This window comes from Acinetobacter sp. AND/436, from assembly GCF_049546925.1.
Lineage (GTDB): Bacteria > Pseudomonadota > Gammaproteobacteria > Pseudomonadales > Moraxellaceae > Acinetobacter > Acinetobacter indicus.
In genome coordinates this window covers 25099-50451 of sequence record NZ_JBMXBO010000006.1, presented here as the reverse complement: position 1 = coordinate 50451, position 25353 = coordinate 25099, and the positions used below count along the sequence as shown (strand labels likewise).

At 48.5% G+C, this 25353-nt stretch carries 25 protein-coding genes; 5 read left to right on the top strand and 20 right to left on the bottom strand.

Annotation, left to right across the window (positions count from 1 at the left end):
* Nucleotides 1-52: 52 nt before the first annotated feature.
* The 5 genes from tuf to ACPEPR_RS06485 form a co-directional block, all read right to left on the bottom strand.
* Nucleotides 53-1243 (bottom strand): elongation factor Tu, encoded by a 1191-nt coding sequence (gene tuf, locus ACPEPR_RS06505; protein WP_423562163.1) that lies wholly within the window; start codon nt 1241-1243, stop codon nt 53-55.
* Between the two features lie 94 nt (nt 1244-1337).
* Nucleotides 1338-3473, bottom strand: coding sequence for an elongation factor G (gene fusA / locus ACPEPR_RS06500; protein ID WP_160241039.1), 2136 nt, complete (start codon nt 3471-3473; stop codon nt 1338-1340).
* Between the two features lie 132 nt (nt 3474-3605).
* Complete coding sequence (gene rpsG, locus ACPEPR_RS06495) at nt 3606-4076, bottom strand: 30S ribosomal protein S7 (RefSeq protein WP_005179845.1); 471 nt, start codon at nt 4074-4076, stop codon at nt 3606-3608.
* Nucleotides 4077-4255: 179 nt separating this feature from the next.
* Entirely contained in the window at nt 4256-4630 is a 375-nt protein-coding gene (rpsL, locus tag ACPEPR_RS06490) for a 30S ribosomal protein S12 (protein ID WP_002050319.1), read from the bottom strand.
* A gap of 163 nt (nt 4631-4793) precedes the next feature.
* A complete protein-coding gene (locus ACPEPR_RS06485; RefSeq protein ID WP_180182212.1) occupies nt 4794-6242 on the bottom strand; it encodes an EcsC family protein in 1449 nt (482 codons plus the stop codon).
* A gap of 276 nt (nt 6243-6518) precedes the next feature.
* On the opposite strand from ACPEPR_RS06485, the gene ACPEPR_RS06480 reads away from it, so the two are divergent.
* Entirely contained in the window at nt 6519-7748 is a 1230-nt protein-coding gene (locus tag ACPEPR_RS06480) for a beta-ketoacyl synthase N-terminal-like domain-containing protein (RefSeq protein ID WP_005179853.1), read from the top strand.
* Between the two features lie 19 nt (nt 7749-7767).
* Nucleotides 7768-8220, top strand: coding sequence for a CopD family protein (locus tag ACPEPR_RS06475; protein WP_005179856.1), 453 nt, complete (start codon nt 7768-7770; stop codon nt 8218-8220).
* 55 nt (nt 8221-8275) lie between these two features.
* Here the strand turns inward: ACPEPR_RS06475 and ACPEPR_RS06470 are convergent, their stop codons facing one another.
* The 4 genes from ACPEPR_RS06470 to ACPEPR_RS06455 form a co-directional block, all read right to left on the bottom strand.
* On the bottom strand, nt 8276-9739 hold the full coding sequence (locus ACPEPR_RS06470) for an amino acid permease (protein WP_016659472.1): 1464 nt from the start codon (nt 9737-9739) through the stop codon (nt 8276-8278).
* Nucleotides 9740-9887: 148 nt separating this feature from the next.
* Nucleotides 9888-10250: a RidA family protein gene (locus ACPEPR_RS06465; RefSeq protein ID WP_005179861.1), complete on the bottom strand. Its 363-nt coding sequence runs from the start codon at nt 10248-10250 to the stop codon at nt 9888-9890.
* A 24-nt stretch (nt 10251-10274) separates the two neighbouring features.
* Nucleotides 10275-11387 carry an alanine racemase gene (gene alr, locus ACPEPR_RS06460; protein ID WP_423562156.1) on the bottom strand — a complete coding sequence of 371 codons (1113 nt, stop codon included), beginning with the start codon at nt 11385-11387 and terminating at the stop codon, nt 10275-10277.
* Between the two features lie 22 nt (nt 11388-11409).
* Nucleotides 11410-12663, bottom strand: a complete 1254-nt coding sequence (locus ACPEPR_RS06455) for a D-amino acid dehydrogenase (RefSeq protein WP_180007005.1) — start codon at nt 12661-12663, stop codon at nt 11410-11412.
* 139 nt (nt 12664-12802) lie between these two features.
* On the opposite strand from ACPEPR_RS06455, the gene ACPEPR_RS06450 reads away from it, so the two are divergent.
* Complete coding sequence (locus tag ACPEPR_RS06450; protein WP_005179867.1) at nt 12803-13270, top strand: Lrp/AsnC ligand binding domain-containing protein; 468 nt, start codon at nt 12803-12805, stop codon at nt 13268-13270.
* Nucleotides 13271-13368: 98 nt separating this feature from the next.
* Here the strand turns inward: ACPEPR_RS06450 and ACPEPR_RS06445 are convergent, their stop codons facing one another.
* The gene (locus tag ACPEPR_RS06445) at nt 13369-14049 is read right to left on the bottom strand and encodes an HAD-IA family hydrolase (protein WP_045795528.1); all 681 of its coding nucleotides are present in this window, start codon (nt 14047-14049) and stop codon (nt 13369-13371) included.
* Nucleotides 14050-14141: 92 nt separating this feature from the next.
* Here ACPEPR_RS06445 and ACPEPR_RS06440 point away from each other — a divergent pair, with 92 nt between their 5' ends.
* Nucleotides 14142-14909 carry a hydroxymethylpyrimidine/phosphomethylpyrimidine kinase gene (locus ACPEPR_RS06440; RefSeq protein ID WP_016659477.1) on the top strand — a complete coding sequence of 256 codons (768 nt, stop codon included), beginning with the start codon at nt 14142-14144 and terminating at the stop codon, nt 14907-14909.
* Between the two features lie 62 nt (nt 14910-14971).
* Here ACPEPR_RS06440 and ACPEPR_RS06435 read toward each other — a convergent pair whose 3' ends face one another.
* The 8 genes from ACPEPR_RS06435 to rpe form a co-directional block, all read right to left on the bottom strand.
* Nucleotides 14972-16066, bottom strand: a complete 1095-nt coding sequence (locus ACPEPR_RS06435) for a catalase family protein (RefSeq protein WP_168400278.1) — start codon at nt 16064-16066, stop codon at nt 14972-14974.
* Nucleotides 16067-16219: 153 nt separating this feature from the next.
* Entirely contained in the window at nt 16220-16876 is a 657-nt protein-coding gene (locus tag ACPEPR_RS06430) for a nuclease-related domain-containing protein (RefSeq protein ID WP_104510262.1), read from the bottom strand.
* A gap of 235 nt (nt 16877-17111) precedes the next feature.
* Nucleotides 17112-17597: a methylated-DNA--[protein]-cysteine S-methyltransferase gene (locus tag ACPEPR_RS06425; protein WP_005179878.1), complete on the bottom strand. Its 486-nt coding sequence runs from the start codon at nt 17595-17597 to the stop codon at nt 17112-17114.
* A 32-nt stretch (nt 17598-17629) separates the two neighbouring features.
* Entirely contained in the window at nt 17630-17947 is a 318-nt protein-coding gene (gene sugE, locus ACPEPR_RS06420) for a quaternary ammonium compound efflux SMR transporter SugE (RefSeq protein WP_104472520.1), read from the bottom strand.
* 311 nt (nt 17948-18258) lie between these two features.
* Complete coding sequence (locus ACPEPR_RS06415; protein ID WP_286420608.1) at nt 18259-18960, bottom strand: copper resistance protein B; 702 nt, start codon at nt 18958-18960, stop codon at nt 18259-18261.
* 229 nt (nt 18961-19189) lie between these two features.
* Nucleotides 19190-21004 (bottom strand): copper resistance system multicopper oxidase, encoded by a 1815-nt coding sequence (locus ACPEPR_RS06410; protein WP_168405806.1) that lies wholly within the window; start codon nt 21002-21004, stop codon nt 19190-19192.
* A 41-nt stretch (nt 21005-21045) separates the two neighbouring features.
* On the bottom strand, nt 21046-21513 hold the full coding sequence (locus ACPEPR_RS06405; RefSeq protein WP_180006998.1) for a hypothetical protein: 468 nt from the start codon (nt 21511-21513) through the stop codon (nt 21046-21048).
* 407 nt (nt 21514-21920) lie between these two features.
* Nucleotides 21921-22607 carry a ribulose-phosphate 3-epimerase gene (rpe, locus tag ACPEPR_RS06400; protein ID WP_075175405.1) on the bottom strand — a complete coding sequence of 229 codons (687 nt, stop codon included), beginning with the start codon at nt 22605-22607 and terminating at the stop codon, nt 21921-21923.
* A gap of 178 nt (nt 22608-22785) precedes the next feature.
* Here rpe and ACPEPR_RS06395 point away from each other — a divergent pair, with 178 nt between their 5' ends.
* Nucleotides 22786-23070, top strand: coding sequence for a DUF2218 domain-containing protein (locus ACPEPR_RS06395; RefSeq protein WP_104472524.1), 285 nt, complete (start codon nt 22786-22788; stop codon nt 23068-23070).
* A 16-nt stretch (nt 23071-23086) separates the two neighbouring features.
* Here the strand turns inward: ACPEPR_RS06395 and ACPEPR_RS06390 are convergent, their stop codons facing one another.
* Both ACPEPR_RS06390 and ACPEPR_RS06385 read right to left on the bottom strand, forming a co-directional pair.
* The gene (locus ACPEPR_RS06390; RefSeq protein WP_104503993.1) at nt 23087-24124 is read right to left on the bottom strand and encodes a M48 family metallopeptidase; all 1038 of its coding nucleotides are present in this window, start codon (nt 24122-24124) and stop codon (nt 23087-23089) included.
* Between the two features lie 11 nt (nt 24125-24135).
* Nucleotides 24136-25239, bottom strand: coding sequence for a YjgN family protein (locus tag ACPEPR_RS06385; RefSeq protein ID WP_168396036.1), 1104 nt, complete (start codon nt 25237-25239; stop codon nt 24136-24138).
* Between the last annotated feature and the right edge of the window lie 114 nt (nt 25240-25353).

The following is a 25353-nucleotide window of genomic DNA, read 5'->3' as shown; positions in this document are numbered from 1 at the left end:
AGAGATAAAAAAAGCGTCCCTTTGGGACGCTTTTTTCACACTATAGAAGTGATTATGCAGTTACTTTAGAAACTACACCAGCACCTACAGTACGACCACCTTCACGGATCGCGAAGCGTAAACCAGCGTCCATTGCGATTGGGTGGATTAATTCTACTGACATTTCAACGTTGTCGCCTGGCATAACCATTTCAACGCCTTCTTTCAGCTGGATCGCACCAGTTACGTCCGTAGTACGGAAGTAGAACTGTGGACGGTAACCATTTAAGAATGGAGTGTGACGGCCACCTTCGTCTTTAGAAAGTACGTATACTTCTGCGTCGAATTTAGTGTGCGGCTTGATTGAACCTGGTTTAGCAAGTACTTGACCACGTTGAACTTCTTCACGCTTAGTACCACGTAGAAGAACACCACAGTTCTCGCCAGCTCGACCTTCGTCAAGAAGCTTACGGAACATTTCAACGCCAGTAACAGTTGTTTTCGCTGTATCTTTGATACCAACGATTTCAACTTCTTCACCAACTTTAACGATACCAGTTTCAACACGGCCAGTTACAACTGTACCACGACCAGAAATAGAGAATACGTCTTCGATTGGCATTAAGAATGCTTGGTCGATTGCACGTACTGGCTCTGGAATGTAAGTGTCAAGCGCTTCAACAAGAGCTACAACAGCGTCTTCGCCATATTGACCTGATTCACCGTTAAGTGCTGCAAGAGCAGAACCACGGATTACTGGAGTGTCGTCGCCTGGGAAGTCGTAAGTAGAAAGAAGTTCACGAACTTCCATTTCAACTAATTCGATTAACTCTTCGTCATCTACGATATCGCATTTGTTTAAGAATACAACGATATAAGGTACACCTACCTGACGAGAAAGAAGGATGTGTTCACGAGTTTGTGGCATTGGACCATCAGTCGCTGAACAAACAAGAATCGCACCATCCATCTGAGCAGCACCAGTGATCATGTTTTTAACATAGTCGGCGTGGCCTGGGCAGTCAACGTGAGCGTAGTGACGAGTTGGAGAATCGTATTCTACGTGAGAAGTGTTAATTGTAATACCACGTGCTTTTTCTTCTGGTGCAGAGTCGATAGCAGCGTAATCTTTCGCTTCACCACCAAACTTACGTGCACATACTGTAGCAATCGCAGCTGTTAAAGTTGTTTTACCATGGTCAACGTGACCGATTGTGCCCACGTTAACGTGTGGCTTATTACGTTCAAACTTAGCCTTAGCCATGTTCATCTTCCTTTGTAGATTACTCATGCAGGATCACTGCATGAGCATTAGATTTTAACTATAAAATTAGTTAGGCAATATAGTAATCGAAAGATTACTCGTCGTCACCTTTTTTACCGCCAGCTTGGAACTTAGCGATGATGCCTTCCGCCACGTTACGTGGAGTTTCAGCGTATTTAGCAAATTCCATAGAGTAAGTCGCACGACCTTGAGACATAGAACGCATTTGAGTCGCGTAACCGAACATCTCAGCCAGTGGAACTTCAGCACGGATTGCTTTAGTACCGCCAGGTAAATCGTCCATACCTTGAACCATACCACGACGACGGTTTAAGTCACCCATGATATCGCCCATGTAGTCTTCTGGAGTTTCTACTTCAACTTTCATGATTGGTTCAAGAAGAACAGGATCTGCTTTCATGAAACCGTCACGGAATGCGTAAGAACCCGCCATTTTGAACGATAATTCGTCAGAGTCGACATCGTGGTAAGAACCGTCGAACAATGTCGCTTTGATGCCAACGACTGGATAACCAGCAAGGACACCATTCTTCATACGTTCTTGGATACCTTTGTCAACCGCACCGAAGAATTCTTTAGGTACTACACCACCAACAACTTCTTCAGCGAACTCGTAGTCTTTACCAGTTTCAGGATCAAGCGGTTCTAAACGTACGTATACGTGACCGAATTTACCTTTACCACCAGTTTGACGAACGAATTTACCTTCTTGTTCGATTGATTTCTTGATCGTTTCACGGTAAGCAACCATTGGTTTACCAATGTTCGCTTCAACGTTGAATTCACGCTTCATACGGTCAACGATGATGTCAAGGTGAAGCTCACCCATACCAGCAATGATAGTCTGACCAGATTCTTCGTCTGTGAATACGCGGAACGATGGATCTTCTTTCGCTAAACGGCCAAGCGCAACTGACATTTTTTCTTGGTCAGCTTTGGTCTTAGGTTCAACAGCCAATTGAATTACTGGCTCTGGGAATTCCATACGCTCAAGTGTGATTACGTTGTTTTCGTCACACAGTGTATCACCCGTAGTTGTGTCTTTAAGACCTACACACGCTGCGATGTCGCCCGCACGAATTTCTTCGATGTCTTGACGGTCGTTTGCGTGCATCTGTACGATACGGCCGATACGTTCACGTTTCATTTTCACTGGGTTGTAAACAGGGCTACCTGCTTTCAGAACACCTGAGTAAACACGTACGAACGTTAAGTTACCTACGAATTTGTCGTTCATGATTTTGAACGCAAGCGCAGAGAACGGAGCATCGTCAGACGCTTCACGAGAACCTTCAGTTTCGTCTTTGTCGTCTAGGATACCTTTGATCGCTTCTACGTCTGTAGGCGCTGGAAGGAATTCAATCACTGCGTCCAACATACGTTGAACACCTTTGTTTTTGAACGCCGAACCACACATCATTGGTTGGATTTCACCAGCCAAAGTACGTTGACGAAGACCAGCTACGATTTCTTCTTTAGAAAGGTCGCCTTCTTCCAGGTATTTGTCCATGAGTTCTTCTGATGCTTCAGCAGCAGCTTCAACCATGTTTGTACGCCATTCTTCAGCTGTATCTTGCAGATCAGCAGGAATGTCGCCGTATTCAAACTTCATACCTTGAGAAGCTTCGTCCCAGATGATTGACTTCATTTCGATTAAGTCAACAACACCTGTGAATGTGTCTTCTGCGCCCACTGGAACAACGATTGGCACTGGGTTCGCACCAAGACGTGTTTTCATTTGCTCAACAACGCGGAAGAAGTTCGCACCAGTACGGTCCATTTTGTTTACGAACGCAATACGAGGCACTTTATATTTGTTCGCCTGACGCCATACAGTTTCAGACTGAGGCTGTACACCACCTACAGCACAGTAAACCATACACGCACCGTCAAGAACACGCATAGAACGCTCAACTTCGATTGTGAAGTCAACGTGTCCCGGGGTGTCAATTACGTTAATACGGTGTTGGTCGAACTGGTTAGCCATACCTTTCCAGAAGCATGTTACAGCTGCTGAAGTAATGGTAATACCACGTTCCTGCTCTTGTTCCATCCAGTCAGTTGTTGCTGAACCTTCGTGAGTTTCACCTAGTTTGTGGCTCTCACCTGTGTAGAACAAAATACGTTCAGAAGTGGTTGTTTTACCTGCGTCAATGTGCGCAGAGATACCAATGTTACGGTAACGAGAAATTGGGGTTTGACGTGCCATGATTTCTAGCATTCCTAAATTTTGTTGTTTAAAACAGGACGCTTTAAGCTGCATAGCAACTTAAAGCGCTTTGATGACAAACTAGTGACAACTAAATTCATCACCCTCCTGATTAGGTCCTGTTTTATCCGCTTAGAAACGGTAGTGAGAGAAGGCTTTGTTGGCTTCAGCCATACGGTGCACATCTTCACGTTTTTTAACCGCTGCGCCTTTACCTTCAGCTGCATCAAGCAACTCACCAGCAAGACGTAAAGCCATAGTTTTTTCAGAACGCTTAGCAGCAGCATCTACTAACCAACGCATCGCTAGAGCAGTACGACGGGATGGGCGTACTTCCATAGGAACTTGATAAGTAGCACCACCAACACGGCGTGCTTTTACTTCAACCATAGGACGAACTTTTTCAAGCGTAGCTTCAAAAAATTCAACTGGGTCTACTTTGTTTTTTTCTTGAACGCGGTCTAAAGCACCGTAAACGATACTTTCAGCAATAGATTTTTTACCATCTTGCATTACGTGGTTCATGAATTTAGCGATTGTTTGGCTGCTGAACTTAGGATCCGGAAGGATTTCACGAGCAGCGACTACGCGACGTCTTGGCATTTTAAAACTACCTATAAATATGACACTTCAGGTTAATCCAGCAGTAGCATAAAGTGTCGTATGCATTCGCTGGCCTTACTATACGTCGCTTGAATATTCACAAAATAAATGCAGAAATCAGACAAGCGAGACGATAAAGGATTGCAGTTCTAACGAACTAAGAGCTTAATCTCGAAAGATTATTTCTTAGGACGTTTAGTACCGTATTTAGAACGTGACTGGTTACGATCTTTCACGCCAGCACAGTCTAAAGAACCACGAACGGTATGGTAACGTACACCTGGTAAGTCTTTAACACGACCACCACGGATCAGAACAACACTGTGCTCTTGCAGGTTATGGCCTTCACCACCGATATAGCTAGAAACTTCGAAACCTGAAGTTAAGCGAACACGGCAAACTTTACGCATTGCTGAGTTAGGTTTTTTAGGTGTAGTTGTGTAAACACGTGTACAAACACCACGACGTTGTGGACAAGCCTTCAACGCAGGAACTTTAGATTTTTCAACTAAAGTCGTACGACCCTTACGGATCAACTGATTTGTTGTTGCCATGTGGCAATTCTCCCGTTAATAAAAAGCCCCAAAAACATACTACTTTTTGAGGGCATGCAATTGTAAGTCAAGATACTAAAATGGTCAATATTCGACAGACCGGCAAATATTGACCATTCCCGCATTAAAGGCTGATTTTACTGCTTTTTAAGGTATTAGCACCTTATTGCGCTTTTTGCTTTTTTGTAACCTTCTTCGCTACCGGTTTCTCAGCGTCTGCTTTTTGCGGTTCAGCCTCCGTTTCAGGTGGCTCTTCCACTGCCGGTGGCGTGTCGTCAAACTCGTCATCCTCTTCAGGTTCCGGCTCAATCGATTCCGGTGGAATTGCCGGTTTTTGCGGCTCTACCGCAGCATTCGGTTCAACCATTTTATCGGCCAGCTGCTCTAAGCCCTGCTGGATATCCTGATCGACCTGTTCCGGCTCCGGCTTTTCCTCTGCCGATTTTTTCTGGATTTTCACCTTGGAGATGGTGCTGTTTTGCTGCAGCTCAATATCCTGATCCAGCTTTAGCTCCTCGACGGCTGGTGTAGCCGCAGCTGGCTGTTCCAGTAATTTTGGTGCGGCCTGTGCCAGTAAGGCTGCGGCTTTTTCATAGGCATCGACCGGGGACAGCTGACTGCCCTTATGCTGGATGAGATATTCACGGGCATGCGAGAACACTTCCTGCGCTTTCTGGTGCACATGCTCGACCAGCTTCCAGCTGTAGGCGGCACTGACCGAGGCTGTCGCTACCGGGGTTAATTTGCTTAACAGCGAGAACTTCGGCATTGAGTTCATCCATTGCCATTTCATTTCGCCCTGCTCATTGACCAGATATTTGCGTAGCGCTTCCATGTCATTGCTGGAACCAACCAGCTGCTGCAGCTGATGCACATCATGGGTTTGCAGCATGTTCAGCACGCTTTTAATACCCAGCAAGACCGCCTGCTTTTCGGCAATCAGGCCCAGATCAACCTGTTTGAAAATATATTGCACAATGGCCTGGCCTTCTTCTTTATTCAGCTCAAAGCCATACGAACGCCCAACCTGATAGATGGTACGTAACGACATGATCATCGAAACCGGCACATCTACCGCGGTTCCAATCACGCCGGTAGCCCCGGTGATCGCGCCCTGAATCGAGGCCAGCCATTTATTCTGCTCTGCTAGCGCCTGGCTGATGCGTTTGGAACGGTTCACATCCTGGGTCAGTTCTTCTAGATCACGTACCCCGGCTTCATCTAGAACTGCATCGACCGAACTGATATTGGAGGTAAAGGTATTTAGCTGGTGAAAGAAGTAATCCGACACCTTGTCAGAAAACTGAGGCGCCACAAAATGGGCAAGATTATTGACCTTATTATAATGACGACCTAGCAATTGACGTGAGACCTGCGGCAAATGTGCCTTCAGTACCTGCTGCGGATTGTCATAACGCGATGAATGGCGGCCGAATACCGGGCTGGCACTGCCTTCCACCACCCGCCCCTGACTGCTACCCGCCTCTTCTTTACTGGTCGAACCGGGCGCCACATGCTGAACCAGGTCAATGCCGGTATGACTGAGCTTTTTAGCCACTCCAAACGCACTCGAGAGGAATCCGCCTGATTGCTTATTATTAGAATCTGTCATTCTTGCTCCTCATTTTCTTTCTTAAGATTTATTGCTAAATACTAGGTATAGTCTGCGTTTATCTCAACCTTATTGTGTTTCTTTTGGTTATGTTCACGTAGTCTGCTCCCCAAATCTGGTCATTCCCAAAGAGGCATAGGATTTGCCATAAGAATTCAAAATTCTTTCTGTTATTATGAATCCAATTGAAAAACTTGGGAAATGCACTGGACACCGGCATTTGCGCCGACAGTCTCCAGGGTTGGACCCGATAATATCACCATAAGGGAACTGTAGATGAAACGTGTTGTAATCACTGGCATGGGCATTAATTCGTGCATTGGTAATACATTAGAAGATGTAACCCACTCTTTGCAAAATGGTATTTCAGGCACACGTTTTAACCAGACTTATGCTGAACTGAATTTTAAGAGCCATGTCAGTGCAGCTGCAGAACAGAATTTTGACAATATCGACCGTCGTTTAAAACGCTTCATGGGCGTGTGTGCAATGTATGCCTATAACGCAGCGGCAGCAGCCATTGAACATGCCGGCCTGAAAGTTGAAGATTTAGCTGGTAACCCGCGTTACGGTATTGCCGGTGGTTCAGGCGGCAACTCGACTGCATCTGTGGTTGAAATGGTGGAATTACTGGAAGAAAAAGGCGCGCGTAAAATTGGCCCATTCTTTGTACCACGTAACATGTCAAACACCATTACGGCCAACCTGGGCGTTGCCTTTAAACTGCAAGGCGTTGCGCACTCGATTACCAGCGCATGTGCAACTTCTGCCGATGCGATTGGTTATGCCTACAACCTGATTCAACTGGGTAAACAGGATCTTATGCTGGCTGGCGGTGGTGAAGAAGATCACTGGTCACAAAGCCTGCTGTTTGATGCGATGGGTGCGCTGTGTGCCAAATACAATGACACCCCAGAAACTGCTTCTCGTCCATATTCAGCAGACCGTGATGGTTTCGTGATTGCCGGCGGCGGTGGCTTCCTGGTACTGGAATCGCTGGAACATGCACAAGCACGTGGTGCCAACATTCTGGCAGAAGTGGTCGCGTATGCAGCCAACTCGGATGGTGCTGACATGGTTGCGCCAAGCGGTGAAGGTGCAACACGCTGTATCCTGATGGCGCTGGATGAAGCCAAACAGCATGGTGTTGAATCGATTGACTATGTGAACACACACGGTACATCTACCCCTGCAGGTGACGTGACTGAACTGAAAGCCATGGAACGTGCCTTTGGTGAAGGCCAGGTACCAGCCCTGAGCTCGACCAAATCTATGACCGGTCACAGCCTGGGTGCTGCCGGTGTACAGGAAGCGATCTACTCTGTCCTGATGATGCAAAACGACTTTATTGCGCCAAACATCAACGTGACCGAGCTGGATGAAGGCGCGAAAGGCTTTGATATCGTACTTGAAAAACGTGACGCAAAATTGAATACTGTGATGAGTAACAGTTTTGGTTTTGGCGGCGTAAACGCTTGTCTGATTTTCAAGAAATGGGATGCATAATCCCTAAATAGGATTTTCGATGGATGCACCTTCTGATGCTTTTTTATGGGTAAAAGCATTACATATTATTGCCGTGGTGTGCTGGTTCGCTGCACTGTTCTATCTGCCACGGTTATATGTTTACCATGCCATGAGTGAAGATGCGGTCAGTCATCAGCGTTTTGAAGTCATGGAACGCAAGTTGTACCGCGGAATTATGTGGCCTTCCATGATTGCCACCCTAATTACCGCCCACTTTCTGGTAGATTGGGGTGATGCCACCCGGAACTACCACGATGCCTTGTGGTTTTACCTGAAAGTGGCACTGGTCGGATTATTGGTGATTTACCATCTGGTTTGCGGTTATTACCGTCTGAAACTGATTGGCAATGCCCATTACAAGTCACACAAGTTCTGGCGCTTTTTCAATGAAATGCCGACAGTGCTGTTATTTGCAATTGTGATTCTGGTGGTGGTGAAACCTGTGTTCTAGCTCCATCGAAGAACAGATAAAAAAAGCCTCGTTTGATACGAGGCTTTTTTGTGGGCTAGCGAAGGGTTTCTGACTTGGCATATTGCTCGGTCTGGGCATATTGCTGGTATTTACGCAGCCGCGGTTTATATAGACCATAGTAAGTCACGGTTAAAATCACCAGCCACAACGGACTGACCAGCAGTGCTTTCAGCGTATCCGGCTCCAGACTGAGAATCACCAGTGCAAACAGCAGGAAGGCCAACACCACATAGCTCATCAGCACCCCGCCCGGCATTTTAAAGCGTGAAGCAGCGTGTAACTGCGGCTGCAGTTTACGATAGCGCAGGTAACACACCATAATAATGCCCCAGATGCTAATAAACAGAATCACGCACAGCGAGCTGGCCAAGGTAAAGGCTTCAACGGTATTCGGCACAAAATACTGCAAGGCTGCACCGGCCATAATAAACAGACAGGAGAACAGCAGACCTTTGGCCGGTACTGCCCGTTTTGACAAGGTCGCCAACGCCTGTGGCGCCTGCCGGCCACGCGCCAGGCCAAACAGCATGCGGCTGGTCGAAAATACACCGCTGTTCATGGAAGACATCACCGAAGATAACACCACCAGATTCATAATAATCGCAGAGGTGGGAATACCGGCATGTAAAAACAACGACACAAACGGACTACGGTCTGCCGGAATCTGGTTCCACGGCGTCACCGACATCACCACAAATAAAGACAGCACATAAAACAGGATAATCCGGGTCGGAATTGCATTGACTGCTTTGGGTAAATTCTTTTCCGGATCTTTGGTTTCAGCCGCCATGGTGCCCAGCAGCTCCACCCCGACAAAGGCAAACAGCGCAATCTGGAAACCGGCCAGAAAACCGTTACCGCCTTGTGGAAACATACCACCATGTGACCAGACATGCTGAAAACTGGCAGTGGTGCCATCTGGCGCGGCAAACTGGTTAAAGACCATATAGCCACCAATACCAATCAGGCCTAAGATGGCCAGAATCTTGATCAGGGCAAACCAGAACTCGATTTCACCAAACAGCTTGACCGTCAGTAAATTCAGTCCCAGTACAAACAGCACACAACCAACACTGATCAGCGCCTGCCCCATGGGAGTAAACGTGGTATCTGGTGGCAGCCAGAAACCGAGATAATTGATGATGGCTGCCAGATCGGCAATTCCAACCAGAATCCAGCCCAGCCAGTAGGACCAGCCAATATAGTAGCCCGCACCCGGCCCGATCAGCTCATGCGCCATATCAATAAAGGATTTATAGTGCAGATTGGACAGCAGGATTTCACCCAATGCGCGCATCAGGAAGAAAAACATCAGGCCAATAATCATATAAATAAACAGGATGGACGGGCCAGCCAAGGCAATGGTTTTGCCGGAGCCCATAAACAGTCCGGTGCCAATAGCGCCGCCAATGGCAATTAACTGCAGATGCCGGTTGGAGAGTTTGCGTTGTAATTCATGTGGCGACGAATGAACGTCATCGTGACGAGAGGAAGTCATGTTCAATATCCTTATTGTGCCCTGACCCTGCCATCAGCGCAGGCTGTGCATACGTCATCCTGCAATGATGGTCCTGTACATCCCAACAAATCCTATCTTGGGCTGTACGCAGCGTCAGTGGCTGGGAGAGAAAACCAAACCAGACGGCTTATTTCTGTGCAGCGGTCACTGCAATTTCAATCAGCCAGTCCGGGTTGACCAGTTCCGCCTGAATGGTGGCGCGTGCCGGTGTGGCATGGCCCTGCAACCATTCAATCCAGAGCGCATTCACGGTCTGGAAATCGGACAGATTCTTTAAAAAGAGTTGCGCAGATAAAATCCGGCTTTTATCGCTATTGGTTTCGGCCAGCAGCGTATCAATGGTCTGCAGCACTTCTTGCGTTTGCGCAGTGATGTCCTGCCCGGCAGTGGTTTTCGGAATCTGACCCGACAGATAGACCACCTGATTAAATACCGTTGCCGCACTCATCACTTCAGTGCTGTGAATACGTTGAATATCTTGAGAACTCATGTTGTGATCCTGTTGAATAAAATTTTATGCCTGCACCACAAACGGCACCCGGGCGGTGATGGCGCACATCAGCTCATAGCCAACGGTACCGGCTGCCTGACTGACCTCATCGACCGGCAAGATGGCACCACTGCTGGAATAGCCCCACAGCACCACTTCAGCGCCAATATCGGCGTCAGGAAGATGGCTGAGATCGACCGCCAGCATATCCATACTGACCCGACCCAGCGTCTGGCTGCGCTGCGAATTGACCAGTACCGGTGTACCGCTTGGAGAAATTCGCTGATAGCCATCGGCATAGCCACAGGCCACTACGCCAATCCGCATGGCTTGTTCAGCAACAAAGCTGGAGCCATAGCCAATACTTTCTCCAGCCTTCAGCTGCTGGACAGCAATAATTTCACTGCGCAGGCTCATGCTCGGTTTCAGGTTCCAGTCCTGAATCGTATGCTGTGGAAAATCGGGCGAACTGCCATACAACATGATGCCGCTACGCATCACATCACTATGCAGGGCCGGCGCATGACGCAGCAATGCCGCGCTATTACAGAGTGAACGCTGGCCAGGCAGGCCGGCAATGGTCTGTTCAAAACACTGCTGCTGATAGTCGATGCCCGGCGCACCAAAACGTTCGCCATCGGCATCGGAGAAATGCATCATGTGGGTAATAGAGCTTACAATTTCCAGTGCCTGTAACTGGGCAAAGGCGCCCCGGTAAGCGGCGGGTGCAAAACCCAGACGGTTCATGCCACTGTTCATTTTCAGATAGACATGAAAACGTGCTTCCGGATGCTGGCGCTGGAACTGCTGTAACCAGTCAATTTGATGGGCACTGTGAATGCTAAAACTTAAGTGATGTTGCTGACAGACTGATAAATCTTCCAGACAGAAAATGCCTTCCAGCAACAGAATATCACCCTGCCAGCCCAGCTGGCGTAATCTCAATGCCTCGGCCAGATCTAGCAAAGCAAAACCATCGGCGGACTGAAAAGGCGGATAGACCCGCTCGATGCCATGACCATAGGCATTGGCCTTGACCACGGCATAAACTTGGCTATCCCCGGCATACTGCCGAGCAATCTGCAGGTTATGGCGCAGTGCATCGAGATGCACCACTGCCTGAATTGGTCTAGACATCGTTCTTCCTTGAATCAATACCTTAAGCGGCGTAACGCTGTAACGACAAGCCTTCAGTGCTAATTTCCGGTTGCTGCTGCATCACCAGATCACTGATTAACTTGCCCGAGCCACAGGCCATGGTCCAGCCTAAAGTCCCGTGGCCGGTATTCAGGAACAGGTTTTTATAGCGGGTGCCGCCAATAATCGGGGTGCTGTCTGGCGTCATTGGACGTAAACCGGTCCAGAAGCTGGCCTGCGGTAAATCACCACCCGGGAATAAATCTTTGGTGACCATTTCCAGCGTGGCACGACGATCCTGATTCAGACCGAGGTTAAAGCCGCTTAATTCAGCCATACCACCGACACGAATCCGCTGGTCAAAACGGGTAATGGCAATCTTGTAAGTTTCATCCAGAACTGTTGATTGTGGCGCCATGGCTGGATCGACAATTGGCACAGTCAGCGAGTAACCTTTCACCGGATAGACCGGCAGGTCCAGATGCAGCGGTTTCAGGAATTCACGTGAATAACTGCCAAAGGCTAATACATAACGGTCTGCGGTCAGCACTTTGCCATTGACCAGCACGCCTTTAATCTCGTCGCCTTCAACCAGCAGTTTTTCTACATTCTGGTTAAACTGGAAATCAACACCCATCTCCTGTGCCAGTTTGGCCAGCGCATTGGTAAACAGATAGCAGTCGCCGGTTTCATCATTAGGCAAGTGCAAACCACCAACCACTTTGTCCTTGGCCGCAGCCAAAGCCGGTTCAACCCGTGCCAGACCATCACGGTCTAACAGCTCATATTCCACACCGCTTTCTTTTAATACTTCAAGGTCACGCTGTACGGCATCGAGCTGGGCATCTTTACGGAACAGCTGCAGCGTGCCTTTAGAGCGGTTTTCATAGCTGATTCCGGTGTCTTGGCGTAACTGTCTCAGGCAATCGCGGCTATATTCGGCTACCCGCACCATCCGCTCTTTATTAATAGCATAGTGCTGCGCATTACAGTTTTTCAGCATTTGCGCCATCCACTGTAACTGCCACATACTGCCATCCAAATTCACGGCCAAAGGTGCATGATGCTGGAACATCCACTTCACGGCTTTAAATGGAATCCCCGGCGCTGCCCACGGCGTTGAATAGCCCGGTGAAACCTGTCCGGCATTCCCGAAGCTGGTTTCTTCCGCCGGCCCGGTTTGACGATCAAGCACCGTCACACTTGCACCCTGCTGCGCCAGATAATATGCGCTGGTCACCCCAATGACACCGCTTCCCAACACAATTACACGCATAGACTTGACCTCAAATACATTCCAGTTTATTTAACTAGTATATTTTCGGATCAATAGTGAATTTTGCTATTTTTAGTGGGTATTTTCAGATAATCCGACCATTTTTTCAGGATATTTTTTGGAATAAAGGAATTTTTAGATGCGTAAATTAGACCGGATTGATCGCATGATTTTGGACATCCTGCAAAACAATGGCCGGATTGCGATTAGTGAGCTGGCGGCCAAGGTCAATTTATCCACCACGCCCTGCTCGGAACGGGTTAAACGGCTGGAACGCGATGGCATTATTATGGGCTATTATGCCCGCCTGAATCCTGAACTGGTGGACAAGAAACTGCTGGTATTTCTGGAGATTAAACTGTCGGCCAAATCGGGCGATGTGTTTGATCAGGTGGCGCGAGATCTGGTGGATATTCCGGAAGTGCTCGAGTGTCATCTGATTTCCGGCGAGTTTGATTATCTGGTTAAAGCACGGCTCAAAGAAATGAGCGCCTACCGGCGTTTACTTGGCGATTTACTGAAAAAATTGCCGGCCTCAGCCTCTTCACACAGTTATGTGGTAATGGAAGAAGTTAAAGAAAGTCTGTATTTAAATATTGAAGGCTGATGTTTCAGAGAGTCGATAGATCCGTCGATGTGATTAGGCGCATGGAAAATCCAGCCACCGGCTGATGAATACAGCATCAGCCGAATGGATTTTTTATATTAAGCCTGACAGGATGCCAATGCACTATTTAAGTCAGCCACCACATTCGGCAACTGGGAAAACTGCTGAATACGGGCTTTTGGTGCAGCATGATCCAGCTCTTGCATCGTGCCATAACCATATTCGACCGCGACCGCTTCAATCCCGTTATGTCGCGCCCCCAGCACATCATATTCCCGGTCGCCGACCATAAGACATTGGCTGGCCTGCAGCTGTTCCTGCTCCAGAATATAGGCAATTAATTCATCTTTATGGGTCCGATCACCATTCAGCTCGCTGCCATAAATGCCGGTAAAATACTGTTCCAGCTCAAAATGCTCCAGAATCTGCCGTGCATAAATGGTCGGCTTGGCCGTGGCTAAAAACAGCTGATAGCCCTGGAGTTTCAAGGTTTGCAAGGTTTCCGCCACAGTCGGATAAACCTTATTTTCATATAAACCGGTCACGGCAAAACGCTCGCGATAACCCATCAGTGCCTGTTCCGCCAGCACATCATTCGGTTCAACCTGTAAAATTTTTGCCAGTGAAGCTTTCAGTGGCGGACCAATAATCCAGTCAATATTTTCAGATTCTGGTAGTGGATGACCAATTTTTGCCAGTCCATAACGCGCCGAGGTGGTAATACCCACTTTTGGATCGGTCAGGGTGCCATCCAAATCAATCAGCAGATGTTTAATCATGAATTTTTCTCCCCCTTCGACCGTGAAATACACTCGAGACTTGATTCAAAGTTGCCTATACTAACGTAAATTCATGATTGAAGGATATGGATGTGCGTCCAACGGTACTTTGCTTTTCTGGTTTAGATCCCTCTGGGGGCGCGGGCTTACAGGCTGATATTGAAGCGATTGGTCAAAGTGGCGCACATGCGGCCATTGCCTGTACCGCCCTCACGGTGCAAAACTCGCAGCAGGTGTTTGGCTTTGAAGCCACTTCCAAAGCATTACTACTGGCCCAGGCCAATGCCGTGGTGAACGATCTGCCAATTCGCTGTGTTAAATCGGGAATGCTCGGCACCACCGACAATATTGCAGCGCTGGCAGATTTCTTGAGAGAACATCCGGACTATTACTATGTGCTGGACCCGGTTCTGGTCGCCAACAGCGGTGGCTCTCTGGGTGATCAGGCGACTTTGGTCAAGGCCTTTGTCGAGCTGATTCCACTGGCAACCTTACTGACCCCGAATACGGTAGAACTGCGTGCCCTGACCGGTGAAGATGATCTGGAACTGGCCACCCAGAAACTGTTTGCGATGGGTGCCAAGGCGGTTTTGGTTAAAGGCGGCCATGAAGATACCCCGGATCACATCCGCAATGCTTTATATATAGATGGTGAACTGATTTCAGAAACCCGTTGCCCGCGTTTAGAAGGCGAATACCACGGTTCGGGCTGCTCGCTGGCCAGCTTTATTGCCGGCCGTTTAGCACTAGGTGATGAACTGCAAGCCGCTGTGAATTATGCTGAAACCTGGCTGTTTGGGGTACTAAAACAGGCAGAAAGTCCGGTACCGAATGGTCAGAAGATTCCAAAACGCTTTTAACCCTTAATATAAAAAATACCTGCCCCATGGCAGGTATTTTTTCGACCTGAATCTGAAGCCCTTTAATCCGGCATATCATCCAGCTGCTGCGGTTCGGCTCGCGGCTGGGTATTCATCCGGTGCCGGAACGAGGCGGAACGTTCATAAGCCTGTTTACGTACCCGCATAATTGAACCCAAAGGTTGATGCGCCTGCACGCCATGCCACGGGTTAAACGACAACACATCATCGGCATAAACCCGCCGCTCCGGACTATAGCTGTCCTGTTTGGGAAAATGCAAAGTGCCAATGGTCTGATGCGCAGATTCTTCTTCCGGCCATAATACCGAGGCATCTTCAATGGGCATCCGTTCCAGACTGGTACATAATTGCGCACGCAATACATAATCGGCGCTATGGTGCTTAAAGAAATCCCGAACCAGATCGCGGATGCTGGAGTCATGGCTAATCTGCATTGGAATATTGGTCAGCTGACGTACCGAGGTCGATTCCGGCGCCACACTGATTTTTGCCATATAGTCGCCATAACGCAGTGCAGCCATGGTGTGATAGGTTTCACCGAGAATATGGTTCTGACTGCGCGCCCAGCCTTTTAAAGTTACCGGTACTTCTAAACCGGCTTTATCCACCAGTGTATTTAAACTGCGCGCCATACTGCGCATGCCTTTTAACATCGGATCGGGCGCCTGTTCCGCGCGTGTCACCAGAGGCAGCATCTGCTGGTATTTACGCAGCGTGCCAAAGGCCAGCACCGGAATATTCACCATCAGAATATCCTGGTTTTTACCATCACTCGGATCATCGGCCAGTAAGCGTGCGCCCGGCACATTCAGGATTTTTAAGGCAAAGCCATGCGGTACTGGCACCTGGTCACTGCGTAAATCTCCCGGCGCAGCCGATAAACGCACCATCACATCATAATGTCCTGGCTCGGCAAAAATTCCCTGCGCCAAATGCGGCGGCAACACCGGCACGGTCAAAATACCTTTCAGAAATGCATGTGATTTGGCATGCGCATCGCGGACTGCATGGCGATGCTTGTCAAACACCTGTTGTCGGGCTTGGGCCATATGCTCGATAATATCTTCAATCAAGCGACTTTCATTCGGCTGTTCCTGTTCAACCTGCGGGGTATACGGTAGATACGGCTCTGACATCGTGAACGCTCCTGTTCCGGCCTGAACATCTGGCAAAAATTGGCTAATATCCACCAATCTAGCAAGCTGAGAGCCAGAAAAATATAGTGCTTATTCAACAGTTCAGGAGAGTTTGGTAAGCGTAGACGACTCAGCTCAACACGATACTTGGGTTCAGTCTTGATGATGTCTGGATTTAAGCTGCGCCACATGCGCGCGCCGGGTTTGCCAGGACGGGTCCAGTACTTCTTTTTCCAGTCGTAATTGCAAACGTTTTAAGCGCATGGCGGAGATGACTTCGGTCTGGAACTCCTGTACGTAATTTACCCAGCCTGTCCCTTGAAATACCTGCTTTGGCATCTCTGTTTTAAATTCGCAGCCCGGCATAAATACCACTATTGAATGTAAATGTTCCGGCTCCAGCAGATCAGCCAGCAAATGACTCAACACCTGAGTATGTTTGTAATTCTGATGCAAGGGATTCTGGAATTTATAACTCTTTTTATAAATTTTCTGGGTCCACATTTTTTGCCGCGCACTGCCAAAAATCCAGCCCTTATAGTTTTTGCTTTCTATCACAAAGATGCTAAAAGGACTTAATAGCACATGATCAATTTGTGTGGTGCCGCCATCCTGATCGGGCAAGGTCAAATCATTAAGTAAAATATAACGCTCATCCAGATGTTGCTTGGCCTGTCGCTGAACAGCCCACTCCCCAATTTTGCCTTTTAAGTCCGGCAGAAACACCCGCAGCAGGCTCAAGCCCAGCAGAATCAGCAACAGCCACCACAGCTGTGAAATCAACATACGCAAAATATTTACATCATGCATTGCGGTTTTATTTTAATGGTGATGATCTTGACCTGACGCTAACATAAAACGGTGTTTCATTCAGGAATGATAATGCTGGTTTAATCTTCATTATCAGGCAGATACTGAAAGATTCCATCTGCTTGAGGGCACTCAATCTGGATAGTGATCTATTTTTTTTAATCAACGGATGCTTACTGATTTAAGCTGTTTATTGGCCTGCACTAAGCGATGCAACACCATAAAATATCTATATTTATTTTTGTTGTTGTTCCAGTTTTAACAGAATCTCTTTATTGTCTAATCCGCCGGCAAAGCCAACCAGTTTACCGCCGCTGCCAATCACCCGATGACAGGGTGCAATAATTGAAATTGGATTTTGGCCATTGGCCGCACCGACAGCCCGTACCGCTTTGGGACTGCCGACCTGCTCAGCAATTTGCCGATAACTGCGGGTTTCGCCAAAAGGAATATTCAGCAGTGCCTGCCAAACTTTTTTCTGAAATTCTGTGCCTTCAAAATCTAAAGGCAGTTCAAAAGTCTGACGCTGGCCCTGAAAATATTCATTCAGCTGTTGTTGCGCATCCAGCAAAATCGGATGATCCAGCTGCTCTACCAGCTCGGCCTGCCGGACCCGTTTGGGATTTTCATTGTCCCAGATCACGGCGACCAGCGCGCTGTCTGTGGCCACCAGTTTTAAACGCCCGACCGGAGAAGGCATATACATAAATGCAAGTTTCATCTCCTTCTCCTGTTCAGTTTAGTCTAGCTTGATTATGCCGATGAAAGTTTCATCAGCACAAGACCGGAAATAATTAACACTGCCGCCAGCATACGCATGGCCGATGCCGGCTCGCCCAGTACCAAAATACCCACCAGAAAAGAACCGACCGCGCCAATCCCGGTCCAGATGGTATAGGCCGTGCCCAGTGGCAGACTGCGCATGGCATAGGCCAGCAGGCCAAAACTGAGCACCATAAAGAAAATGGTCAGAATGCTTGGGGTAAGCTTGGTAAAACCGTCTGAAAGCTTCATAAAATAAGCCCAGACAATTTCAAAAATACCGGCAAAAATTAATACGATCCAGGCCATCACGCCCTCCTCCATTATTCAGATAGAGTCAGGCCGTCCTGACGATTTTTCTTAAAGACAGCACCTTTAAGGGAGGTCGTTCCTCCAGAATTACGGTATCAGTATAGCAAAAATCCGCCGCCTGCCAGTAAAACACCGTTGGAGGGGAATGACCTTCAGCTCAAGAGGGACTAAAAATCACAACCCAGATAAGGCGATTCAAACTTTTTCACTTAAGTGAATAAATTGCTTGCTGGAGCATAGGTCGTTTCTCCAGCAAACAAAAGGATGAACCAAAGCCCATCCGGTGTATAGATAAACGCTGGATCGGATTAAAACTTCAACCGTAACCCGGCGCCATATTGCCAGCCCTGTTCCGATTCTGTCGCATCCTGCTCAGCTGTCTGGGCCAGCCCTTTATGATAGCCATAGGCCACATCTACAAACGGCATGACTTTTTTGCTGATTTCATAACGCATCTGTAGCCCGGTCTGCAGCTGGTTTAAACCAGTTTTCTGCGCTTGCACCGATTCATCTGAAAGTACCAGCTTGGCCTGCAAATAAGGTGCCAGAATCAGTTTCTGGGTCAGCAAAAGATCTCGCTCAGTGTCCAGACTCAGCAGCACCTGCTGATCTTCGGCAAGCGACAAATAGGCCTCAGATTCAAAGAAATACGGCGCCAGCCCATGCAGGCCAACCACACCACGCCATTGCTGTGCCGAAGTCTGATCCTCCTGATAGGCCACACCAGCCTGGATATCCCAAAAATCAGAAATCATCCGGCTATATAAAACCTGTGCCTCATATTCAGCTTGTTGCGACTCGGCCTGCTGGGTATGCAGTTTGAAAAACAGCTTGTGTTCATCCGTTCCGACCCGGCTTTCCAGCTCGGACTGCCACACTCCGCGTCCACCCGCATGCTGCATCCATTTTGATTCCAGCATACTGGACTGATACCACTGCCCGCCATGCTCCTGTCGGTGATCATGCGTTGTTGCCGTTGCAGCCTTCTCCACCAGATGAGGCATGCTCATGAGCTGATGTTGCTGATGTTGCTGATGTTGCTGATGTTGCTGATGTTGCTGATGTTGCTGATGTTCAGCCTGCATCATCTGCTTGTGTTGTGCATGTTTATCGACAGATTTTACTGACGTCTGCGGTACAACTTCATGTTCTGCAGCGTGAGAAGATGGGTGCTGTGTCTGCGCCGATAACATCGGTGTCGCAAACAGCATGGCTCCCAACAAATTGAAACGGGCAAAATTAGTGATGTGCATGTGCATCTCCCGAAGACTGAACAGCAGCTGGCAGCGCAGATGGAGCTGCGGGTAATGAAGCCGTCTGCTCTGGCATCACCTGTGCCACCACTAACTTATTCATCATGCCCGAACTCATGTGATACAGCAGATGACAATGGATTGCCCATTCCCCCAGCTCATCGGCGGTCAATAACGCGCTCACGGTTTTTCCAGGCGGTACAATCAGGGTATGTTTATTTGGCAGGTCGGCAGCGGCCTGGCCATTTTCCAGCTGCATAAACATGCCATGCAAATGCATCGGATGCGCCATCATGCTGTCATTGATAAATTTCAGCCGAATCCGTTCGCCATAGGCCACCTGCAACGGTTCAGCCTCGCTAAATTTCTTGCCATTGATGGTCCAGATATAACGTTCCATCGTGCCGCCCAAACGAATCACCAGCTCTTGCACCGGCGCGCGCGTATCCGGCTGCGGCTTTAAGGCTTTTAAGTCCGCATAGCGAAGTGCTTTATGTCCGGCGGGTGTTGAGGCATTGGCCCAACCTTGAGGGACCGAACTGGCCGAAGATTTTGACTGCGCCTGCGTTGCATGCGATGAATGCACTGCAGGATGATCTTCGGCTACCGTTAAAGATTCAGTCTCTTTAATGGCAGCATGCGTCATCGATGGATGCTGCAGGGTCGAAGATGTGGATGACGCACTATGTACCGCATGTGGCGCAGTACTTTCTGCACCATGAGCAGCATGTCCCATATCTTCCATGGTCAATACCGCACGTGGTCGTGCGGTTGGCATGTGCAGTGGCGGTGGTTGCATGCCCTGTTGCAATAAACTACCAATGGCAAAGCCTGAACGGTCAATTGATTCTGCTTCAATCTGGTAATGGCCGGCTTTTGGTTCCACCAGTACATCATAGGTTTCAGCCGTCCCGATTCGGAACTCATCTACAGGCACCGGCTGGACCGGCTGGCCATCAGCGCTGATGACGGTCATTTTGAGCTGCGGAATGCGTACATCAAAAAACGACATGGCCGAGGCATTAATAAAACGTAAACGCACTTTTTCATTCGGTCGGAACAGCCCGGTCCAGGCCTGTTCCGGTGTTTTGCCATTGATTAAAAACTGATAACCGGTGACATCCGACAAATCGGTTCTAAGCATACGCATCTGGTTCCACATGGAACGTTGCTGCCAGGTCTGTTTCAGGCCCTGCTGTTTCACCTGCTGCAACACATCGGCCAGGGTTTCACGCTGGTTCTGATAATACTCGGCCGACTTTTTCAGATTATTTAAAATCGTGTCGCTGGAAGATGCGTGAAAATCGGACAGCATCACCACATAATCCCGCTCGGCCTGCTCATGCGCAGCCACAGGCTGTTTGCCTTTGGGATAAATGACTAGCGGGCCATATAGCCCATCCTGCTCCTGACCTTTGGAATGGGCGTGATACCAGTAGGTGCCCTGCTGCCGTAGCTGAAAGCGATAAGTAAAATGTCCCTTCGGCGCAATGCCCTGAAAGCCGTTAAAGCCCGGCACGCCATCCATTACACCCGGCAATAACAGACCATGCCAGTGAATGGAAGAATCGCGATTTTGAAGCTGGTTATGCACATGAATCACCGCTTCATCACCTTCCTCAAATTCAAGCAAGGGGGCTGTGAATTGGCCATTCACACTTATTTTTTTGACAGTTTTTCCGGTCAGCTTGACCGGCTGCTCATCAATATACAGATGATATTCCCGGACTGCGGCCATCGCCCAGGACGATGCGCACAGACATAAGCCAAGCACGATGGCCTGACGCAATTGAATTGACATGATTTATCCTTAAAACAATAAAAAAAGAAAAGTTTTTAAAGTCAGGATAAGGTTTTCGGTGGACGCAGGATTTCCTGCCAGTAGCCGGGTAAATGCTGGGCATGATAGAGATGAAAGTGCGGCTCAGACTCAAAGGTCGGGCTTGCCTGTTCCAGCACAGGGAGCGCAATCTTGAGATAGCTCAGACCCGGCTGGCAATGTAGGGGTGGACAATCCTGACAGTTTAAATGCTGCTCTGGATGATGTACCTGCTCGCAGTCGGGTAACTGTGCAGATGGACTGGTGCTATGATGGCTTGGGTGATGTTGTTCTACAGGAGAATCTGCCTTTTCAGCATGACAAGGTGTAGGTGATGAAACGGATGATTTCGCACTGGTGATCGCGGCAGAGTTAGACAGTTGCATGGCCGCATGCGCTGGTTGTACAACCGCCAGCACAAGACTGCTCCATCCCATGACAAATGCCATCAGATAGCTGAACCACACCGGTTGTCTGCGCTGTGTATACAACAGGATTTCCTCACCCCATAAGACCAAACCCCAGCGTTGAAGCTGCTTAAAACAGCTAAACGCCTGTGCAAACCAGCATAGAGAAATTCACAGTTATACACAATGCTTTAAATTTTAAATCGCTGCTGCCGGGAAGATTGTTTTGCATATCAATAAAATAATAAAGTTATTTATTGTGCAGTATAACTATTAAGCAGAGCTGAATAAAAAGGCAGGAATTTTAGGGCTTTTGCTCAAATAAAAAGGACTCATTTGAGTCCTTTTTATACATTTTATGTCTAATTGGCAAACGATTGATGCACAACTGTTTATAAATTAATCCGGTTATCCATACTGTTATCAACATAGATATCCATAGAGTTAATCACAAAGTTATCCACAGGGTGCCGATAACTTATCCAGTTTTATTAGGTATTCACGGCACCGACTTTGGCCAGTTCGGCACGCATCTCATCAATCACAGCTTTATAATCCGGTTTGCCAAAAATCGCTGAACCAGCCACAAACATATCGGCACCGGCTTCGGCAATTTCACGGATATTGGCCGGGCCAACACCACCATCAACCTCAAGGCGAATATCACGGCCTGAGGCATCAATGATCTGACGCGCCTGACGTAATTTTTCCAGGGTCATAGGAATAAATTTCTGGCCACCAAAGCCCGGGTTCACACTCATCAATAAAATCTGGTCGACTTTATCCAGCACATAATCCAGATAATGCAGCGGCGTTGCCGGGTTAAAAACCAGACCCGCCTTGGCACCGCCCGATTTGATCAGTTGCAGCGAACGGTCAATATGGTCCGAAGCTTCCGGGTGGAAGGTAATAATATCGGCACCGGCTTCCAAGAAGTCGCCAATCATGCGATCCACCGGAGAGACCATTAAATGCACATCAATTGGCGCCTGAATCCCATAATTTTTCAGGGCCTTACATACGCCTGCACCAAAGGTGAGGTTGGGTACATAGTGATTGTCCATGACATCAAAGTGGACAACATCAGCACCGGCTTCAAGCACTTTTTCTACCTCTTCCCCTAAACGGGCAAAGTCTGCAGAAAGAATAGAAGGCGCAATTAAATATGGCTTGGACATGGGAGACCCTGGCTAAGTATTTGAGTGACTGCGCCATTATAACAAATTGTCCCCGGCTCTGGGGCGGCAGATGGCCACCTGCGGCAAGATTGCAAATCTACAACGCTGTGTTGCAACACGCGGCTTTGTCTGGGCGCTCTTTTCTCTTAGGCTTAAGGCTTACTGAACAGGATTTTTCATGAAACGTTATAGTCATATTGCCACCACACAAGCGGCCCGTCTGGCCAAACGCCTGGGTAACCACTGGAAACACAAATTTGAAGTACAGGAAACAGCACAGGAACTGCGTATTTTGATGCCAAGCGCGACCATTGTGTTACAGCCACAATCTGATGCACTCTATACCGAAATTATTGCTTTAGATGAACACACCGACCTGAACCGGCTGGAACAGGTGGTGCTGGATCATCTGCAACGCATGGGACAGGAACAGTTAAGTGCTGACTGGCAGCAGGCCGATTAAACCTACTTAGATCTGCTCATTTTACTTCGGCAGATTGCTTGGCTTCAAAGGCCTTGACTGCTTCAATACGCTCCTGCGTGGCCGGATGGCTTTGCAGAAAATCCCAGACCGACTTACCCTGCTCGCTTTCGCCGCTTTCATCTGCCAGCCGTTGTAACAGGTTGGCATAATGGATGGTTGGCACCTGCTTGTGCTGCATGGTGGTTAAGGCATAATGATCGGCTTCGGCTTCAAAATTACGCGAATAACTGGCACCCACCAAAGCCAGAGGCAGGCTGGTCATTAAATCGGAGCCATCACCGGTAATCGCAATCAGGATGACCCCAAAACCTAAACTGGCCAGCGCCTGTTGCAGACTATGCCGCTCGACCAGATGACCCTGCTCATGTGCCAGCACCCCCAGAATTTCCCGGTCATCCTGTGCCAGCTCAACCAGTTCATCGGTCAGAATAATAGTATTGTTGGGAATCGCCACCGCATTGGCACCCAACCGATTCCCTTCTCGAAACAGCAGTTTCGCCGGCCGGTCTTCTGCCACCAATGCCTGATACTGCTGTAAAATTGCCTGCTGGCGCGCCGCACTTAAACGGCTTGGACCCGTCATCTCCAGCACATAGTGTTCTGCTTCATTGCCGACACTGTTCAGGGTGGTTTCCGGTAACTGATTGGCCACCACATGCGAGGCCCACGGAATGCCCCACTTCACCGTGGCAAAGGCCAGCGCCACAATAAAAATGGTGCTAAACAGAATCAGGCTGGGGGTACGCTCCAGCTTCCAGATCGACTGATAAATATTCTTTTGCTGCAGCTGAAACCAGTCCGGTAAAGGCTGCTGAAACTCCAGACGTGCATCATCCTGGAGTTCAATTACCGGCTGGATACGGCCCAATGCGCCTATCAGCAGCATGTCCTGATAACGATAACGGCGCTGCAAGGCAAAGTTTTCACCATACTGAACCCAGATACTGTCCGCATCGGCTGCCAACACCTGAGCAGTATAAGGCTTGGCACTCTGACCATCATAAAACACGGCTTCAACCGTCATCTGTTGCATCAGGGCTTTCCTTATAAAGACACATCAATATCAAAGATATCGCTAATTTCTTCCGCAATCGCGCTTGGATCACCCTGTAACTGGTTCATCAGCAGGTCCGGATCATTGTTTAAATGCAGGCTTAAAGACTCCACCTGATAGCGATATAAACGGATTGCCGCCCACGGCGTCATAAGGCCGAGGGTTAAAATTTTCACCATCCAGTTGCTGAGCACAATCCAGGCATAGCGCCACTGGTTGCAACTGGTCTGAAACTGGCTACGACTGAGGGTGGTATTGTTCCAGCTGGTCATAAAAATCCGCGCCAGCATTAACGGCCAGATGAATAAAGCCGCCAGCAGATAGATACCCATAAAAATCCAGACATACTGCACCGCACTCAGACTGGAAAAATCGGCCAGCAAGGCCAGTACCAGCGCTGCCGCCCCCAGCAAGCCGATAAACAGAAACAGCGGCACATACATGGCGCGCATATAGGCCGGCCAGTCGGCCTGTAATTTAAACTGCAATTGCCCCGCATAAAGATGATCGAGGCAATAACGCTTATACAGCCAGATCAGCACCGGGAAAAATACGCCCAGGGTCAAGATATACACCAGAATCCCTTTTAGAAATTCGATATAGGCTTTCTTGCTAGTGCCGGAAAAGAAAAAGCGGCTGTTACCAAATTTACTGTTACGTGCATTAAAGCGGATGGTGGCCCGAATCAGCCAGGGTACCGCCAGATACAGGATTAGTACCCCAATCAGGGTGGCGCGTACCGAGTAGTTGGATAACAGCGAAATGGCCAGATACAGGCCAATTGCAATCAGCCGGCCAATTAAGATCTTGCTCGGCACACCGGTAAAGTCAAAACGGCGCTGGATAAATTCGGTATTGCCATAAAAATAGCGCAAGCGGCGTACTTTGGCCCACGGCGCATACAGTCCCAGCGTGACAATAATCAACAGAATATTGACAATCCAGATGCCGAAATATTCCATGGCAGTGCCATAAAAATGAAAAGGGTGGCGCTGCCCAAGCAGCTGCGGTTCAGGTGAATCAACGACAAGCGCTGGCGGCAGCTGGGTCTGTTCCTCTGCGGTAAAAGTCGGATGTATATCTTGGTTTTGCATATCAGGCCTTATAATTATTTTTTAAAATAAAGACACGGTTAAAAATTAAAAAACAAAAAATCACAGACCGCCTTCACCCTGCAACAGGTCAAAAGCGGTGTTCTGAGCGATGGA